Origin of the sequence: Streptomyces sp. NPDC012474 (assembly GCF_042955185.1) — a bacterium.
Taxonomy (GTDB): domain Bacteria; phylum Actinomycetota; class Actinomycetes; order Streptomycetales; family Streptomycetaceae; genus Streptomyces; species Streptomyces cahuitamycinicus.
This window is the reverse complement of sequence record NZ_JBIBEP010000023.1, coordinates 126,571-143,312: the sequence shown is the minus strand read 5'-3', so window position 1 is coordinate 143,312 and position 16,742 is coordinate 126,571. Positions and strand designations below refer to the sequence as shown.

Here is a 16,742-nt window from a genome sequence, read left to right as displayed (position 1 = left end):
CGGCGGCCGGCCCGCCTTCGAGGTCCGGGCCGTGCTCGCGGCGACCCTCTCTCCCACCTGGGGCATCTACTCCGGCTACGAGCTGTGTGAGAACATCCCGCTGAAGGAGGACGGCGAGGAGTACCTGGACTCGGAGAAGTACCAGCTCAGGCACCGCGACTGGGCCACCGCCGAACGCGAGGGCCGCACCATCACCCCGCTGCTCACCCGGCTCAACACCATCCGCAGGGAACACCCCGCGCTGCACCGACTCAGGAACCTCCGCTTCCACCACACCGACAACGACGCTCTCGTCGCGTACAGCAAGCGCAGCGGATCCGATGCCGTCCTGGTGGTCGCCAACCTCGACCCGCACCACGCCCAGGAGGCCACGGTCTCGCTGGACATGCCGCAACTCGGCCTGGACTGGCACGAGTCGGTGCCGGTGCGCGACGAGCTCACCGGCGAGACCTATCACTGGGGACGCAACAACTACGTGCGGTTGGAGCCGGGGCGGGCTCCCGCGCACGTCTTCCACGTCCAGTCCCCGCCCGCCGCGCACGCGAACGGAGGGGCAGGAACGTCATGACCGTGAACGAGCCCGTACCGGACACCTTCGAGGACACTCCCGCACGGGACAGGGATCCCGACTGGTTCAAACGCGCCGTCTTCTACGAGGTGCTCGTCCGCTCGTTCCAGGACAGCGACGGCGACGGCGTCGGCGACCTCAGGGGCCTCACGTCCAAGCTCGACTACCTCCAGTGGCTCGGCGTCGACTGCCTGTGGCTGCCGCCGTTCTTCAAGTCCCCGCTGCGCGACGGCGGCTACGACGTCTCCGACTACACGGCCGTGCTGCCGGAGTTCGGCGACCTCGCGGACTTCGTGGAGTTCGTCGACGCCGCCCACCAGCGCGGCATGCGCGTGATCATCGACTTCGTCATGAACCACACCAGCGACCAGCACCCGTGGTTCCAGGAGTCACGCAAGGACCCCGACGGGCCCTACGGCGACTACTACGTGTGGGCCGACGACGACAAGGGATACCCGGACGCGCGGATCATCTTCGTCGACACGGAGACCTCGAACTGGACCTTCGACCCGGTGCGGGGCCAGTACTTCTTCCACCGTTTCTTCTCCCACCAGCCGGATCTCAACTACGAGAACCCGCGGGTCCAGGAGGAGATCCTGGCAGCGCTGAAGTTCTGGCTGGACCTTGGCATCGACGGGTTCCGGCTGGACGCGGTGCCCTACCTCTACGCGGCCGAGGGCACCAACTGCGAGAACCTGCCCGCCTCGCACGCGTTCCTCAAGCGCGTGCGCCGCGAGATCGACGCCCTGTACCCGGACACGGTGCTGCTGGCGGAGGCCAACCAGTGGCCCGAGGACGTCGTCGACTACTTCGGCGACTACCCCAGCGGCGGCGACGAGTGCCACATGGCGTTCCACTTCCCCGTCATGCCGCGCATCTTCATGGCCGTCCGCCGGGAATCCCGCTACCCGGTCTCCGAGATCCTGGCCAAGACCCCCGCCATCCCCTCGGGCTGCCAGTGGGGCATGTTCCTGCGCAACCACGACGAGCTGACGCTCGAGATGGTCACCGACGAAGAGCGCGACTACATGTGGGCCGAGTACGCCAAGGACCCCCGCATGCGCGCCAACATCGGCATCCGCAGGCGCCTCGCTCCCCTGCTGGACAACGACCGGCACACCATCGAACTGTTCACGGCCCTGCTGCTGGCGCTCCCCGGCTCGCCGATCCTGTACTACGGCGACGAGATCGGCATGGGCGACAACATCTGGCTCGGCGACCGGGACGCGGTGCGCACGCCGATGCAGTGGACCCCGGACCGCAACGCCGGCTTCTCCACCTGCGACCCGGGCCGCCTCTGCCTTCCGGCGATCATGGACCCGGTCTACGGCCACCAGGTGACCAACGTCGAGGCGTCGATGTCGTCGCCGTCGTCGCTGCTGCACTGGACCCGGCGCATGATCGAGATCCGCAAGCAGAACCCGGCCTTCGGCCTCGGCTCGTACACCGAGCTGCCCTCCTCCAACCCCGCGGTGCTGGCCTTCCTGCGGGAGTACGAGGACGACCTGGTCCTGTGCGTCAACAACTTCGCGCGGTTCGCGCAGCCCACCGAGCTCGACCTGAGCGAGTTCGCGGGGCGGCACCCGGTGGAGCTGTTCGGCGGGGTCCGCTTCCCCGCCATCGGCGAGCTGCCCTATCTGCTGACCCTCGGGGGCCACGGCTTCTACTGGTTCCGGCTCACTCGAGTCGCATCCCGCATCGGACGGCGACTGTGACCCTGCGCCGCGACAAGGAGGCGTGACCATGCCGAAGACCGCATCCCTGCGCCCGGACCTGACGCGCCTGGCGAAGCCCATGGAATCGCTCGGCGCCCTGCTGCGCGACTGGCTGCCCCGGCAGCGCTGGTTCGCGGGCAAGGACCGGCCCGTCACCGAGCTCGGCCTGCTGTCGATGACCGAGCTCTTCCCGGGCTGTCTGCATCTGCTGGTCCACGCCGGTCACGCCGGTCACACGGGCGTGCCCTCGCCCGGTGGGGCGCCCCCGGCGGGCGACTGCTACCAGTTGCTGCTCGGCGTACGGGAACGGCCCGCGCCCCGGCTCGGGCGGGCGCTCATCGGGCGGGTGCAGGACGGGCCGCTGGCCGGGCTGACGGTCTACGACGCGCTGCACGACCCCCGCTCGGCCCAGCTCCTGCTGGACCGGCTGCGGCAGCCGGGCTCCGCGGGCCCCCTGCGCTTCGACTGCGACCCCGACCAGCAGGTGCCCGCCGGGCTGGTGCCGCGGCTGCTGGACGCCGAGCAGTCCAACTCCTCGCTGGTGTACGGCGACGAGTACATCCTGAAGGTCTTCCGGCGCATCCAGCCGGGCGTCAACCCGGACCTGGAGGTGCCGGGCGCGCTGGCCCGTCACGGCTGTCACCGCGTACCGGCGCCCGTGGCCTGGTTCCAGACGGACCAGCCGTTCAAGGCCACCCTCGGCGTGCTCCAGCCGTACCTGCGGGACGCCTCCGACGGCTGGACGCTGGGTCTGCACGCGCTGGCCGCCGGGGACGATTTCACCGTCCAGGCCCGGGCGCTGGGCGCGGCCACCGCGGAGGTGCACCTCGCGCTGGCGTCGGCGTTCCCCGTCGGCGGGCCCGGGGAGAACGGGCAGACGGCGGCGGCGATGACCGAGCGGCTGGACGCCGCCGCGCACTGCGTGCCCGCGCTGCAGCCGTTCGTGCCGGGCCTGCGGACCGCGTTCGCCGCGCTCACCACCTGCGATCCGGGGCCGCCCGCCCAGCGCATCCACGGCGACCTGCACCTGGGGCAGGTACTCCGGGCCGGGCGCGAGTGGTTCGTCATCGACTTCGAGGGCGAGCCGTCCCGGCCGCTCTCCGAACGGCGCAGCGCCCACTCCCCCGTGCGGGACATCGCCGGGATGCTGCGCTCCTTCGACTACGCCGCCCGGCAGCGCCGCCCCTGGCGCCCGGAGTGGGCCCGCCGCTGCCGCGAGGCCTACTGCGCGGGCTACGCCGCCCGCGCCGGCTGGGACCCCCGCAAGAAACACGGACTGCTCCGCGCCTATGAGACGGACCGGGCCGTGTACGAGGTGCTGTACGAGGCACGGCACCGCCCCGACTGGCTGCCTGTACCGATGGCGGCCATCGAACGCCTCGCCGTGAGAGGAGACTGAGCCGTGGCACTGCGCGACACCTCAATCCCGGAGCCGTCCGGCCCGGTCCCGGGCACGACCGCGCCCGCCCTGAGCCCCGAGGACCGCGGGCGCCTGCTGGCCGGTGCCCACCACGATCCGCACGCCCTGCTGGGTGCCCACCCGGTCCCGGGCGGGATCGTGTTCCGTGCGCTGCGCCCCTTCGCCCGCTCCGTGAGCGTCGTGGTCGACGGCAGGCGCACCGCCCTCGTCTCCGAGGGCGACGGCCTCTTCTCGGGCGTGCTGCCCCTGGACGCGGTCCCCGCGTACACGCTGCACGTGGCGTACGAGGAGGGCGAGCAGGAGACGCCCGATCCGTACCGCTTCCTGCCCGCGCTGGGCGAGCTCGACCTGCACCTGATCCGTGAGGGGCGGCACGAGCAGCTGTGGCAGGCGCTCGGCGCGCAGCCCATGACGCACGAGGGCGTCGAGGGCACCCGGTTCACCGTCTGGGCGCCGAACGCGCAGGGCGTGCGGGTCGCCACGGACTTCACCCACTGGGACGGGACGCAGTTCCCGATGCGGTCCCTGGGCGCCTCCGGTGTGTGGGAGCTGTTCCTGCCGGGTGTCGGCGAGGGCACCGCGTACAAGTTCGAGATCCACTCCCGGTACGGCCACCGCTTCCTCAAGGCCGACCCGATGGCGCGCCGCTGCGAGGAGCCGCCCGACACGGCGTCGATCGTGACGGCCTCGCACTACGAGTGGGGCGACACCGAGTGGATGGCGCACCGCGCCGACACGCCCGTGCACGAGGCGCCGTTCTCGGTGTACGAGGTCCATCTGGCGTCCTGGCGGCCGGGCCTGACCTACCGGCAGCTCGCGGAGGAACTTCCCCGGTACGTGAAGGAGCTGGGCTTCACCCACGTCGAGCTGATGCCGGTCGCCGAGCACCCCTTCCACGGCTCCTGGGGCTACCAGGTCACCGGGTTCTACGCACCGACGTCCCGGCTCGGCACACCGGACGACTTCCGGTTCTTCGTCGACGCCTGCCACCGGGCCGGCATCGGCGTGATCATGGACTGGGTGCCGGCGCACTTCCCGAAGGACGACTGGGCGCTGGCCCGGTTCGACGGGGAGCCGCTCTACGAGCCGGGCGACGACCGGCGTGCTGAGCACCCGGACTGGGGCACGTACGAGTTCGACTTCGGCCGCACGGAGGTGCGCAACTTCCTGGTCGCGAACGCCGTGTACTGGTGCGAGGAGTTCCACATCGACGGGCTGCGCGTGGACGCGGTCGCCTCGATGCTCTACCTGGACTACTCGCGCGAGGACGGCCAGTGGGAACCCAACGCCTACGGCGGCCGGGAGGATCTGGCCGCCATGGGATTCCTGCAGGAGATGAACGCGACGGTGTACCGGCGGGCCCCGGGCGTGGTCACGATCGCGGAGGAGTCCACGGCCTGGGGCGGGGTGACCCGGCCGACCGAGACCGGCGGACTCGGCTTCGGGCTGAAGTGGAACATGGGCTGGATGCACGATTCGCTGGAGTACATCGCGCACGAGCCGGTGCACCGCAAGTACCACCACCACGAGATGACGTTCTCGATGGTGTACGCCTACAGCGAGAACTACGTCCTGCCGATCTCCCACGACGAGGTCGTGCACGGCAAGCAGGCGCTGGTGTCGAAGGTGCCCGGCGACTGGTGGCAGCGACGCGCCACCCACCGGGCCTACCTCGGCTTCATGTGGGGCCACCCCGGCAAGCAACTGCTGTTCATGGGGCAGGAGTTCGCGCAGGGCGCCGAGTGGTCGGTAGAGCACGGACCGGAGTGGTGGCTGCTCGACGACGGCTACCACTCGGCGGGCGACCACCGGGGCGTGCGCGATCTGGTGCGCGACCTGAACTCGGCGTACCGGGCCACTCCGGCACTGTGGCAGTGCGACACCCGCCCGGAGGGTTTCCGCTGGGTGGCGGTGGACTCGGCCGACGACAACGTCTTCGCGTTCCTGCGCCACGACGCCGAGGGCAGGCCGCTGCTGGCGGTGTCGAACTTCTCCCCCGTCGTCCGGCAGGACTACGGCCTGTGGGTGCCGGGTGACGTGGTCGCCTGGGAGGAGCGCCTCAACACCGACGACACACGCTACGGCGGCAGTGGCGTCACCAACCCGGATCCGGTCAAACCGGAGGACGGCCTCGTCCGGATCTCGCTTCCTCCGCTGGCCACGGTGTGGCTGACGCCGTTCGCCGTGTGAAGTCCCGCCGCCTCACCAGGTGTCCTACCCGCTGAGAGGGGCACTGGGGGTCGTACCACCGGGAGCACCCGGTGGTACGACGCGGCAGGGCACAGAAGGGCGGGCATCAGGTGCGCACCGTGGGAGTGGAGGAGGAACTCCTCCTGGTCGATCCGGAGACCGGAGAACCGCGGGCGCTGTCCGCAGCGGTGCTCGCCCGGGCGGAGAAGAACGGCGCGGATCAGGACGTGTTCGAGAAGGAACTCCACGAGCAGATGCTGGAGTTCGCCACCCATCCACAGTCCTCCATGGAGAGCCTGCGCGCGGAGATCGTCCGCTGCCGCACGGAGGCGGCCCGGCACGCGGAGGAGATCGGCTGCACCGTCGCGGCGCTCGCCACCTCACCGCTGCCGGTCAGCCCGGCCGTCGGCGTCAGCCGGCGCTACCGGTGGATGGCGGACCAGTACGGCATCGCCACCCGGGAGCAGCTCGTCATGGGCTGCCATGTGCACGTGTCGGTCGAGTCCGACGAGGAGGGCGTCGCGGTCGTCGACCGGCTGCGGCCGTGGCTCCCGGTGCTGCGGGCGATCAGCGCGAACTCGCCGTTCTGGCAGGGCAAGGACACGGGGTACAACAGCTACCGCAGCCGGGTGTGGCTGCGCTGGCCGTCGGCCGGCCCGACCGAGATCTTCGGCTCGGCCGAGCGGTACCACCGTCTGATCGCGGACATGGTGGCCACCGGGGCGCTCCTCGACGACGGGATGATCTACTTCGACGCGCGGCTGTCCCAGCGGTACCCGACCGTGGAGCTCCGCGTCTCGGACGTCTGTCTGCGTTCGGACACCGCCGTGCTGATCGCCACACTCGTCCGGGGGCTGGTCGAGACCGCCGCACGGGAGTGGCGAGCCGGCCGTGAGCCGCTCGACCACAGTGTCAGTCTGCTGCGGCTGGCCGACTGGCAGGCGGCCCGGTCCGGGCTGGCGGGCGAGCTGCTGCACCCCGCGACCATGCGGCGCATGCCCGCCGAAGCCGTCGTCCGCGCCCTGCTGGACCACGTCGAGGAGGCCCTCGACGGCACGGGCGACCTGGCGCGGGCCGAGGCCGCCTGCGACGAGCTGCTGCGGGAGGGCAACGGGGCTCAGGTGCAGCGCGCGCTGATGGAGCGCACAGGAAGCCTGCGGGACGTCGTCACCGAGTGCGTCCGCCGTACGCAGGCGTGAGGCGTCCCGGCATGCCCGGACCGGGGGCTCAGAGGATCAGGACGAGGGCGTAGGCCAGGAAGAACGCCGCGATCAGCACGGTGACGATGATGATCACGGCCATCGGCGCCTTGGCCCAGCCCTTGGTGGGGTTGTGCGTCTCACGGGGCAGCGTCTCCGGCATGCTGCTCTCCGCGGGCGGGGTCTCGCCCGGCGGTACACCGCCGCCGGGTTCCAGACCTGGGGTGCGTTCGGGTTCGGGATCGGGGCTGATGTGAGTCATGTCCCCCGGGTCCCCCGATCACGGCGAGATCATCAGCGGGTCCAGTTCCGTATTTTCCGACCCCGAAGGGTCTCGACTCGACTACATTCGAGCACCGCCGATGACGGTACCCGTCGGCAATGTCACACCCCGTACACGTCAGGAGCAGTGCATGCGCGACCTCGCCCTCGCTCCCCCGGCCGTGGCGCCCCTGACCGGCGGGCTCGCCGACAGCGTCTTCGAGGCGGCGGACCGCGAGCCGGCCCGGCCGCTGCTCGCCCGCCGGGCCGACCCCGCCTCCGCGACCTGGGACGAGGTGACGGCGATCGAGCTGCGCGACGAGGTGGTGGACGCCGCCAAGGGGCTGATCGCCTCGGGGATCGCGCCGGGTCACCGCGTGGCGATCATGGCGCGCACCCGGTCCGAGTGGACGATCCTGTGCTACGCGCTGTGGGCCGTGGGCGCCGAGGTCGTCCCGGTCTACCCGACGGCGTCACGCGACCAGGTGGAGTGGATCCTGCGGGACGCGGGCTGCGTGGCCGTGGTCGTCGAGGACGAGCAGGGCGTCATGACCGTCGGCTCGGTGTGCGCGTCGCTGCCGCTGCTGCGCCACGTCTGGCAGCTGAACGCGGGTGCCCTGGCGGAGCTGACGGCGCGCGGCGAGTTCATCCCGCTGGCCACGGTCGACTCGATGCGACGCATCGTGCTGCCGGACTCCACGGCCGTCATCGCCTACACCTCCGGGACCTCCGGCCGTGCCATGGGCTGCGCGCTCAGCCACCGCAACCTCGCCGGCCCCTGTGACACGCTGCTGGCGGGCTGGGGGCACACGGCGGCGCCGCGTGGGGAGCAGGGCTCCGTGCTCGCGTTCCTGCCCTTCTCCCACGTGTACGGACTGATGATCCAGGGGCTGTGCGTGCGTGGCGGGCTGCTGATGGGACACCAGGCCGATCTGAGCGGCGAGGCCCTGTCCTCGGCGCTTCAGTCGTTCCGGCCCACGTACCTGTACGCGGTTCCGTCGGTCCTGGAGAAGATCTACAAGAACTTCCTGCGCACCGCTCAGCAGGGGGGCCACGGAGCCCTGTTCGAGCGGGCCGCGGAGACCGCCCGGGACTTCGCCGCGGCCCTGGAGCGCCAGCGGCTGGGCCGCGGCCGCGGGCCCGGCTTCGACCTGCGGCTCCAGCACGCCCTGTACGAGCGCACGGTGTACCGCAGGCTGCGGGCCGCGCTGGGCGGACGGGTACGGCGGGCGACCTCCGGCGGCTCCCCCCTCAGCCGCGAGCTGTCCCTCTTCTACGAGGGCATCGGCATCTACGTGCACGACGGGTACGGGCTGACGGAGACCGCGGGCGGGGTGACGATGCAGCCGCTCGGCCGGGAGAAGTCCGGGACGGTCGGGCAGGCCCTGCCCGGCATGGAGATCCGGGTGGCCGAGGACGGGGAGATCCTGGTGCGGGGCCCCTCGGTGTTCCAGGGATACGTGGGCGACCAGGCCGCCACCCGGGCCGCGCTGCGCGGCGGGTGGCTCGCCACCGGCGACCTCGGGCAGCTGGACGCGGAGGGCTATCTGACGATCACCGGCCGCAAGAAGGACATCATCATCACCAGCAGCGGCAAGAGCGTCGCCCCGCTGGCCCTGGAGCAGCGGCTGCGGATGCACCCGCTCATCCACCAGGCGGTGGTGGTGGGGGACAACCGGCCCTGTGTCGGCGCCCTGATCACGTTGGACCCGGAGTTCCTGGCGCACTGGCGGGCGGCGCTCGCGTTGCAGGGCGAGATGCGGGAGGCACGGGAGGAGAACGCGCTGCGGGAGGAGATCGCGCGGGCCGTGGCGGCGGCCAACAGCGCCGTGTCACGGTCGGAGTCGATCCGGGTGTTCCGGGTTCTGCCGGAGCCGTTCGACGTGGCCAACGGGCTGCTGACGCCGTCGATGAAGCTGCGCCGGGACGAGATCGTGCGCCACTACGCCTCCGAGATCGAAGCCATGTACCAGTCACGCAGGCGTCCTGGGCGGCCGAGCACGCCGGACGAACCGTCGAACTGGGACGATTCCGACAACGTGTTCCGCTGAGCGTGCGGCCGGACGCGTAGGCCCCGTCCCCTCGGGAACACGCAACAGTGGCGACGCATGAGAAAGGACGACAGCCCTGACGACAGCCCTAGCTGACGCCCGGGCCGGAAAGGCGATATGTCAACCGAGCCGCGTGGGGACGACGCCCTGACCTCCGAGGAGATCCCGAGCCGCACGAACAGCTTCGTGGGCGAGCCGCATGACGTGACAGGAGCGCGGCTGGCCGCGGAGGGGTTCCTGCGTGATCTGGCACGCTCCTCCCCGCCTTCTGCTCCCGAGTACTGGGACGACATCCTGCTGGTGGTGACGGAACTGGCCGCCAACGCGGTCCAGTACGCCCCCGGCCCGTTCGCGCTGCGCATGCGCCGGACGTTCGACGGGGTGCATGTGGTCATGCACGACACCAGCACCACGGAGCCCGCCCCTCGCCCCTTCGATCCGCGCAGCGGCGGCGGGGGGATCGGCTGGCATCTGATTCACACACTGTGCGACCAGGTCAGCGTGGTGGCCGACGGCCGGGGCAAGGACGTGCACGTGTTCATGCCCTGGTGAGCCGGTCAGGGGCTCGGCGTGCCCGTGACCGACCCAGACCCGGCTCAGACCCGGCTCAGACCGCGGCCCTCTCGCGTGGCGGCAGCCGGTCGTAGTAGTCGCCCACGGCCCGCAGATACTCCCGGTCCCTCGTCTCGCTGTCGGTCTGGAAGCGCGGCGCCGCCTTGGCGTCCGCCCTGCTGCACGCCAGTGTGACCTTCCTCCCCGGTATGTCGATGCCGGTGACGACCCCGGCCGGTACCAGGACGCTGCGGCCGAACACCCAGACCCCGGTGTCGACGACCAGGTGCCGCATGTCGTGCGGGGCGGCCTCCCGGTCCACGTGCCCGATCGTGCCGTCGGTCGCGGCGACGGCGAAACCGGTCAGGTCCTGCCCCTCCGTGTGACCGCTGTCCGGCGCGTACGACCAGATTCTGTCGATGGCCACGCTGCCCCATCCTCCCTGGCGATCCGCGGATCGCATCTGCTGCGGCGGGCGCCTCGCGCCCGCCCCGTCCCACAGCAGCAATTACCCTCCTGCCGCAAGCGCATTCGGCGCACACGCCTGCGACCGCACACCACTTCCGGGGGCCGGTCCCCGCGATGTCCGGCCGAGGGGGCATGGAGGGCGGTTTCCGGGGTAATCGCGGGGGCGCGGTGACATCCGTAACCCGTCGGTGAAGGGAGGCGCATGAGGAACGGAATTCGAGTCCGGAGAACGACCGGGATCCCCTCGCACCGCGGTCATCCCCAGAGGTGACCAGCCCAGGCCGTAGCACTTGTTGGAGGTATCCGTGCCCCTCGCCCAGAACCCGCTGTCCGTGGAAGTCGAGCTGCCCCGGGAGGACGTGGCCCTGATCACGGTCGACGGCTACCTGGACGTCGACACCGCGACCGAGTTCCAGGCCCATCTGGCCAACCAACTCCACCACGGCCGACGGCACTTCCTGCTCGACCTGTCGTCCGTCCCCTTCATGGACTCGTCCGGGATGAACATCATCCTGCGGGTGTACCAGGAGACCCGTAAGACCGAGGGCAGCGTGCACGTCATCAGCCCGGCACCGGCCGTGCGGCGCATCCTCGACCTGACCGGCGTCAGCATCACCGTGCCGATATCGGAGAGTCTCGACGAGGCTCTGACCCGCGTCGACGAAGGGCCGCACCTGCCCGGCGAGCCGGAGGGGCCGGGCGTCTGACGGTCCGGGTGCCCCACAGGGCAGGGCGCCGGCGAGAGCCGGTGGCCCGGTGCCCTCGTTCCGCCCTGCCCGGACGACGACGGCTCACCCTTCGCACGCCGCCGGCGGCGGCTCCGACCGCCGTTGCGCGGAACCGGATCGCTTGCGCCGGAGCAGGTGTTGTACGAGTTCGACGCATGGTTAGAGTTGTCGCCCGGCAAGTGTCACATCGCCGTCTCGTTGCCAGAAGCGGGCTCGGTCGACGCAACGCGGATGAGGAGAGAACCAGGTGCCGGAGCACGAAGCGGACGGACAGCTCGCCACACCCACCCACGAGGTCAGGGACTTCCTGCACAGCCGGCGCGAGCAGATCGCCCAGCGGTGGGCGGACGAGCCTCTGTTCCGCACCGTGTTCACCGTCTCGCGCGACGAGGCGGTGGAAGCGGGCAAGGTCATCGTGGACGCGCTGGCCCAGGTGGCCGACTCGGATCAGGTGGAGGACCCGGACGCCGCAGGTTTCAGCGAGGTGCGCGAGCAGCTGGCCCGGATGGGCGCGGCCCGGTCCCGGGCCGGGCTGTCGAACACCCAGGTCTCCAGCGAGCTGGCCGCCCTGCGCCCGCCTGTGGAGAACCTGCTGGCCGCCGATCTGGAGCAGGCGTCACCCGAGCACCTGCGGGCCTGTTCGACCGCGCTGACGGTGCTGATGGGCACCCTGCGGCTGGTGGCGATGCAGTCGGCGCTGAGCGAGTGGCAGGCGCTCAGCGACCGGCAGCGGCTGCAGCTGATGGAGGTCGCCACGCCCGTCATCCGGCTGTGGGACGGCATCGTGGCCGTGCCGCTCATCGGGACGCTCGACAGTGCCCGCAGCCAGATCGTGATGGAGACCCTGCTGAACGCGGTCGTGGAGCAGCACGCGCGGTTCGCGATCCTCGACATCACCGGGGTGCCGACGGTCGACTCGCTGGTGGCGCAGCACCTGATGAAGACGGTCGCCGCGGCGCGGCTCATGGGCGCCGAGTGCATCGTCTCGGGCATCCGCCCCGCCATCGCGCAGACGATCGTGCATCTGGGGCTGGACCTGGACGTGATCACCCGTGCGAGCCTCTCCGACGCGCTGGGGTACGCGCTGCACCAGCTCGGTGCGGACATCGTGAACCCGGGTGCGGGTCAGCGGTGAACGACGCCTCCTCCCGTCCCGTGACCGGCCACGTACCGGTCCTCCGGCTCGGCGACGTCCTGCTCGTCACACTCCAGGGGGACCTGCACGACAGCACGGCGCAGCAGCTCCAGCAGGACCTCGCCGAGACCATTTCCCGTACCGGGGTGCGCGGGGTCCTCATCGACATCTCCGGTGTGGAGATCGTCGACTCCTTCCTCGGCCGGGTGCTGGCCGAGATCGCCGCGCAGGCCAAGCTGCTGGCCGCGCGCACCGTGGTGGCCGGTATGCGCCCGGCCGTCGCCATCACCCTGGTCGAGCTCGGGCTGACGCTGCCGGGTCTGAGCACCGCGCTCAGTACCGAGGCGGGCATGGAGCTCCTCGCGCGGCAGGCCCCGGTGACCCGACCCGGCGGCCCGCGTCAGGAGCGTCCGTGATGCACACCGCCGCGGGCGTGGAGGCCTGCTTGCCCATCCGGTCGGACATGGACCTGGTGTGGGTGCGACAGCACGTACGGCAGGCCGCTGCCCGGCTCGGCTTCGGCCTGGTGGACCAGACCAAGCTGATCACCGCGGCCAGTGAACTGGCCCGCAACACCCTGGTGCACGGCGGGGGCGGACAGATGGAGGCGACGCAGGTCGGCGGTGCGGGTGCGCAGGGGTTGCGGCTGGCCTTCACCGACGAGGGGCCGGGCATCGCCGACCTGGACCTGGCACTGAGCGACGGTTACACCTCCGGCGGCGGTCTGGGGATGGGGCTGAGCGGCGCGCGGCGCCTGGTGCACGACTTCGACATCGACACCACGCCGGGCTCGGGCACCACGGTGCGGGTGACCTGCTGGGTGGGCCGGCCGCCGCGTCCGCGCGAGGAGGCCTGATGCCGCGGCTGTGGGACGTGCCGGTGCGCGACGCGACCCGGGTGCGCGACGCCCGGGTCGCGGCGGAGGGCGCTGCCGCGCTGGCCGGGCTGGACGAGCGGCGGACCGCGGCGGCCGCGCTGGTCGCGACCGAGCTCGCCACGAATCTGCTGAAGCACGCCCAGGGCGGTCAGGTGCTCATCGACGTCGTCGCCCCGCCCGTGCTGCGGGAGGGCCGGGAGGAGTCCAGGGTGGTCCAGATCGCCGCGATCGACCACGGCCCGGGCATCTACGACGTCCCCGCGGCCCTGCGCGACGGTTTCTCCACGACCCGCTCGCTCGGCGCGGGCCTCGGTACGTGTCTGCGTCTCTCCGACGACTTCGCCCTGCACAGCGTTCCCGGCCGCGGCACGGTCGCGGTGGCCCGCGTGAGTGCGACTCCCCGGGCCGGTGAGGCGTCGGTGCGGCCCGCAGGAGGGGTGTCCGCCGGGGGACGGTGGCCGGGTGGCGAGCCGCCGTTCGGCGCGGTGGCCTGCGGTGGTCTGACGGGCCATGCGGTGGTGCCCGGCGCTTTGCCGGACGGGCCGGGGGGCCGGGTGACGGCCGGCCGGGCGCGGGGGACCGAGCCGGGGCTCCGTGCTGCACCGGGCCACGACCTCCCGGACGTCGGCACGCCGGAAGGCCTGCCCGCCCCCGTGGCCGCCACGACCCACGGCCCCGCGGACACCGGCGTTCCGGACACCGCCACTCCGGGCACCCACACGCCCCCACGCTCAGCCGCCCGAGCCACGCCAGGCACCACCGCACCCGGCGAACAGGCCGGCCCGTCCACCGCACCGGCCCACGGCCCCGCGGACACCGGCGCTCCGGACACCGACACGCCGCCCCCAGGGCCGGCGGCCCACGCCACGACAGGCGCCACCCCATCCGGCGACCAGGCCGGCCCGTCCACCGCAGCACCGGCGCGCGATCTGACGGGCGGCGCCGGGACGTCCGGCCACCAGACCGGTGACCAGGCTCCGCCGGCCCACGACGCGGCGGGCGGCGGGTCAACGGGCAGGAGGACGCAGAGGGGCGAGCCGGACGACCACGCGGCACGAGCCCCTGGCCTCCCGGCTCCCGGGGCCGCCTCGGAGATCCATTCCGCGCCGGTCGCCGGTGTGCGGGCAGGTGGGGTGAACATCCCCTACGGCGGGGACGAGTACTCGGGGGACGCCTGGGGGTGGGTCCGGGCCGGGGACCGGGTGACGTTGCTGCTGGCGGACGGGCTGGGGCACGGGCCGGAGGCCGCGCGGGCCTCGTCCGCCGCGGTCACGGCGCTGCACCGGTGGGCCCACCTCTCCCCCGCCGAGTCGCTGCGGCGGCTGCACGAGGCGCTGAGGGGCACCCGGGGCGCGGCCGTCGCCCTGGCCCAGCTCGATCTGCCGGCCGGGCGGCTGCGGTTCGCCGGCATCGGCAACGTGGGTGCGCGGCTGCGCACCGGCGGCGCCTGGCGCGCCCTGCTGTCGCGGCCCGGCATCGTCGGGGTCCACCGGCCCGCCACCCTCCGTGAGGAGGAGGCCGACTGGACGGGCGATCCCCTGCTGATCCTGCACACCGACGGTCTGCCCAGCCGCTGGACGCCGCCGTCCGGTCCCGGGTCGGCGCCGGCCGACCCGGCCGTGACGGCCGCCGTGACGATACGTGACGCCAGCAGTCCCGCCCTGCCGGTGCGGGACGACACCGCCGTGGCCGTGCTGACCTCGACCCCGCCGGAACACCCATGATGCGCACTTGGCAGATCACCACCGTCATCGACGCGGCCCGCGCCCGCATCTCGCTCGCGCGCTTGTCCGCCGCGTACGGCATGCCCACCGTCGAACGGACGCGGCTGGCCGCCGCCCTCAGCGCCCACCTGCGGCAGTGCCTCACCAAGGGGGGCACGTGGCGGCTCACCATGGACCTTGCGGGCTCCCCCGCCGAGGAGGGGCTGCTGCACGTCGTGGTGACCCCGTCGCCTGAGGCCTGCGCCGCCGGGGAGCCGCTCTGGGAGGTCACGGTCCCCTGTCCCGAGACGGCCGAGGCCGCCGAGGACGGCACCGTCGCCGACGACCCCGCCGCACTGTCGGAGGCGCTGCTCGGTGCCGACGAGGACACGGCCGTCGTGCTGGACAAGCTCACCGAGCAGGAGGATCTGGTCTCCTTCCACCGCGATGAGCTGCACCAGACCAACCAGGGTGTGCTGGCCCTGCACGCCGAGCTCGACGCGGCCGGGCGGGCCCAGCGCGAGGCCTTCGCCGCCGAGCGCAGGGCCCGCAACGAGGCGGAGAGCGCCCGGCGCAGGCTGACGTTCCTCGCGGACGCGAGCGCCGTGCTGACGGCGTCGCTGAACCACGAGGAGATCGTGCGCCGGCTGCCGGACCTGCTGGTGCCGGAGTACGCGAGCAGCGTCGACGTCTGGCTCTTCGACCACGAGGAGGACAAGCACCGGTCGGCGCCGCATCCGGCCGCCGCCGTTGTCGCGGCCCGCACCGGGCGGCCGCAGTACGCCGCCGACCACCCCGGCAATCTGCCCGGCGTCGAGGACCAGCCGCCGTCGGCGCTGGATCCGGGGCGGCCGCTGCTGTGTGTGCCGCTGCCGACGCGGCGGGCGCCGCTGGGGGTCCTGACCCTGTCGCCGCCCGGCGCGCGCTGGGACCCGGACGACGCCGTGATGCTGATCGAGCTCACCCGGCGGGCCAGCATCGCCATCGACAACGCCCGGCGCTTCGAGCACAACCGAGACATCGCCGAGACGCTGCAGCGCGCCCTGCTGACGGATCTGCCCGCCACGCCGGGCCTCAGCCTCGCCGCGCGGTACCTTCCGGCCACGCACGGGCTGAACATCGGCGGCGACTGGTACGACGCGTTCCCCCAGCGGGACGGCGGGCTCATCACCGTCATCGGCGACGTGACCGGGCACGGTCTGCACGCGGCGGTCATGATGAGCCAGCTGCGCACCGCGCTGCGGGCGTACGCCGTCGACGGCGACAGCCCCGGCCGCCTGCTGACCCGGCTGCACCGGTTCCTGCACCATCTCCAGCCGGACCTGTACGCCACCGCCGTCATCGCCCGGTTCCACCCGGACGAGCCCACGCTGACCTGGGCCGCCGCCGGGCATCCGCCGCCGGTGCTGCGCCGGCCCGACGGCACCGTGCGCACCCTCGACGCCAAGCCCGGCGCGATGCTCGGCATCCCGCTCACCCAGGAGATCGCCGACCACACGGAACAACTGGAACCCGGCTCCACGCTCGCCCTGTACACGGACGGTCTGGTGGAGCGGCGTGCGCAGGGCATAGACCCGGGTATCGAGCGGCTTGCCACGGCGCTCGGGAGGTTCCGTTCGGCGGAGCTGGACACGGACCTGGAGGGCTCGGCGGACCGGCTTCTGCCCCCGCTGCTGAGCGATTCCGAGCGGGACGACGACGTGTGCCTGCTGCTGTGTCACGTCCAGGGTGGCGTCGGCTCCTGACGGCCGACCGGTCGGCCGGGTGTGCACGCGTTCTTCACTCCTGCCTGGTGCTTTTCGGCCACGGTGCGGGCATGGTGGTGATCGACGCGTTCGTCTGCCTGCCGTGTCCGACTGGCGCAACCGGGGGACA

The 16,742-nt window shown here is 72.3% G+C and carries 15 protein-coding genes and 1 pseudogene; 14 read left to right on the top strand and 2 right to left on the bottom strand.

The window, feature by feature from the left end; genetic code table 11:
- The 5 genes from ACFY9S_RS35955 to ACFY9S_RS35935 form a co-directional block, all read left to right on the top strand.
- The coding region (locus ACFY9S_RS35955) for a DUF3459 domain-containing protein (RefSeq protein ID WP_391137297.1) at positions 1 to 568 on the top strand (568 nt) is incomplete at its 5' end.
- Positions 565 to 2,283, top strand: coding sequence for a maltose alpha-D-glucosyltransferase (gene treS / locus ACFY9S_RS35950; protein ID WP_391137294.1), 1,719 nt, complete (start codon positions 565 to 567; stop codon positions 2,281 to 2,283). The genes ACFY9S_RS35955 and treS, both read left to right, overlap by 4 nt.
- A 28-nt stretch (positions 2,284 to 2,311) precedes the next feature.
- A complete protein-coding gene (locus ACFY9S_RS35945; protein WP_102911344.1) occupies positions 2,312 to 3,682 on the top strand; it encodes a maltokinase in 1,371 nt (456 codons plus the stop codon).
- 3 nt (positions 3,683 to 3,685) lie between these two features.
- Entirely contained in the window at positions 3,686 to 5,893 is a 2,208-nt protein-coding gene (gene glgB, locus ACFY9S_RS35940) for a 1,4-alpha-glucan branching protein GlgB (RefSeq protein ID WP_391137291.1), read from the top strand.
- A 110-nt stretch (positions 5,894 to 6,003) separates the two neighbouring features.
- Complete coding sequence (locus tag ACFY9S_RS35935) at positions 6,004 to 7,092, top strand: glutamate--cysteine ligase (RefSeq protein ID WP_391137288.1); 1,089 nt, start codon at positions 6,004 to 6,006, stop codon at positions 7,090 to 7,092.
- Between the two features lie 28 nt (positions 7,093 to 7,120).
- Here ACFY9S_RS35935 and ACFY9S_RS35930 read toward each other — a convergent pair whose 3' ends face one another.
- The gene (locus ACFY9S_RS35930; RefSeq protein ID WP_102911342.1) at positions 7,121 to 7,354 is read right to left on the bottom strand and encodes a DUF6480 family protein; all 234 of its coding nucleotides are present in this window, start codon (positions 7,352 to 7,354) and stop codon (positions 7,121 to 7,123) included.
- A 151-nt stretch (positions 7,355 to 7,505) separates the two neighbouring features.
- Here ACFY9S_RS35930 and ACFY9S_RS35925 point away from each other — a divergent pair, with 151 nt between their 5' ends.
- Both ACFY9S_RS35925 and ACFY9S_RS35920 read left to right on the top strand, forming a co-directional pair.
- Complete coding sequence (locus ACFY9S_RS35925; protein ID WP_391137285.1) at positions 7,506 to 9,404, top strand: AMP-binding protein; 1,899 nt, start codon at positions 7,506 to 7,508, stop codon at positions 9,402 to 9,404.
- Between the two features lie 117 nt (positions 9,405 to 9,521).
- Positions 9,522 to 9,956 carry an ATP-binding protein gene (locus ACFY9S_RS35920; protein WP_391137282.1) on the top strand — a complete coding sequence of 145 codons (435 nt, stop codon included), beginning with the start codon at positions 9,522 to 9,524 and terminating at the stop codon, positions 9,954 to 9,956.
- A 55-nt stretch (positions 9,957 to 10,011) separates the two neighbouring features.
- Here ACFY9S_RS35920 and ACFY9S_RS35915 read toward each other — a convergent pair whose 3' ends face one another.
- Positions 10,012 to 10,383: a hypothetical protein gene (locus ACFY9S_RS35915; protein ID WP_102911339.1), complete on the bottom strand. Its 372-nt coding sequence runs from the start codon at positions 10,381 to 10,383 to the stop codon at positions 10,012 to 10,014.
- Between the two features lie 346 nt (positions 10,384 to 10,729).
- Here ACFY9S_RS35915 and ACFY9S_RS35910 point away from each other — a divergent pair, with 346 nt between their 5' ends.
- The 7 genes and pseudogenes from ACFY9S_RS35910 (at position 10,730) to ACFY9S_RS35880 (ending at position 16,612) form a co-directional block, all read left to right on the top strand.
- Positions 10,730 to 11,131: an anti-sigma factor antagonist gene (locus ACFY9S_RS35910; RefSeq protein ID WP_391137279.1), complete on the top strand. Its 402-nt coding sequence runs from the start codon at positions 10,730 to 10,732 to the stop codon at positions 11,129 to 11,131.
- 268 nt (positions 11,132 to 11,399) lie between these two features.
- Positions 11,400 to 12,287, top strand: coding sequence for an STAS domain-containing protein (locus ACFY9S_RS35905; RefSeq protein ID WP_102911337.1), 888 nt, complete (start codon positions 11,400 to 11,402; stop codon positions 12,285 to 12,287).
- Positions 12,284 to 12,703: an STAS domain-containing protein gene (locus tag ACFY9S_RS35900; RefSeq protein ID WP_102911336.1), complete on the top strand. Its 420-nt coding sequence runs from the start codon at positions 12,284 to 12,286 to the stop codon at positions 12,701 to 12,703. Before ACFY9S_RS35905 ends, ACFY9S_RS35900 begins: the two co-directional genes overlap by 4 nt.
- A complete protein-coding gene (locus tag ACFY9S_RS35895) occupies positions 12,703 to 13,143 on the top strand; it encodes an ATP-binding protein (RefSeq protein WP_391137274.1) in 441 nt (146 codons plus the stop codon). The genes ACFY9S_RS35900 and ACFY9S_RS35895 overlap by 1 nt, the downstream gene beginning before the upstream one ends.
- A pseudogene (locus tag ACFY9S_RS35890) lies at positions 13,143 to 13,557 on the top strand (anti-sigma regulatory factor); the annotation flags it as partial. The gene ACFY9S_RS35895 and the pseudogene ACFY9S_RS35890, both read left to right, overlap by 1 nt.
- Positions 13,542 to 14,888, top strand: a complete 1,347-nt coding sequence (locus ACFY9S_RS35885; protein ID WP_391137307.1) for a SpoIIE family protein phosphatase — start codon at positions 13,542 to 13,544, stop codon at positions 14,886 to 14,888. The pseudogene ACFY9S_RS35890 and the gene ACFY9S_RS35885, both read left to right, overlap by 16 nt.
- A complete protein-coding gene (locus ACFY9S_RS35880) occupies positions 14,885 to 16,612 on the top strand; it encodes a SpoIIE family protein phosphatase (RefSeq protein WP_391137271.1) in 1,728 nt (575 codons plus the stop codon). Before ACFY9S_RS35885 ends, ACFY9S_RS35880 begins: the two co-directional genes overlap by 4 nt.
- Positions 16,613 to 16,742 lie beyond the last annotated feature (130 nt).

What these genes read in the sequence shown, in the direction of transcription:
- treS (WP_391137294.1), top strand. Translation starts at nt 565, where the DNA reads ATGACCGTGAACGAGCCCGTACCGGACACCTTCGAGGACACTCCCGCA.
- ACFY9S_RS35945 (WP_102911344.1), top strand. Translation starts at nt 2,312, where the DNA reads ATGCCGAAGACCGCATCCCTGCGCCCGGACCTGACGCGCCTGGCGAAG.
- ACFY9S_RS35930 (WP_102911342.1), bottom strand. Translation starts at nt 7,354, where the DNA reads ATGACTCACATCAGCCCCGATCCCGAACCCGAACGCACCCCAGGTCTG.
- ACFY9S_RS35925 (WP_391137285.1), top strand. Translation starts at nt 7,506, where the DNA reads ATGCGCGACCTCGCCCTCGCTCCCCCGGCCGTGGCGCCCCTGACCGGC.
- ACFY9S_RS35920 (WP_391137282.1), top strand. Translation starts at nt 9,522, where the DNA reads ATGTCAACCGAGCCGCGTGGGGACGACGCCCTGACCTCCGAGGAGATC.
- ACFY9S_RS35895 (WP_391137274.1), top strand. Translation starts at nt 12,703, where the DNA reads ATGCACACCGCCGCGGGCGTGGAGGCCTGCTTGCCCATCCGGTCGGAC.
- ACFY9S_RS35880 (WP_391137271.1), top strand. Translation starts at nt 14,885, where the DNA reads ATGATGCGCACTTGGCAGATCACCACCGTCATCGACGCGGCCCGCGCC.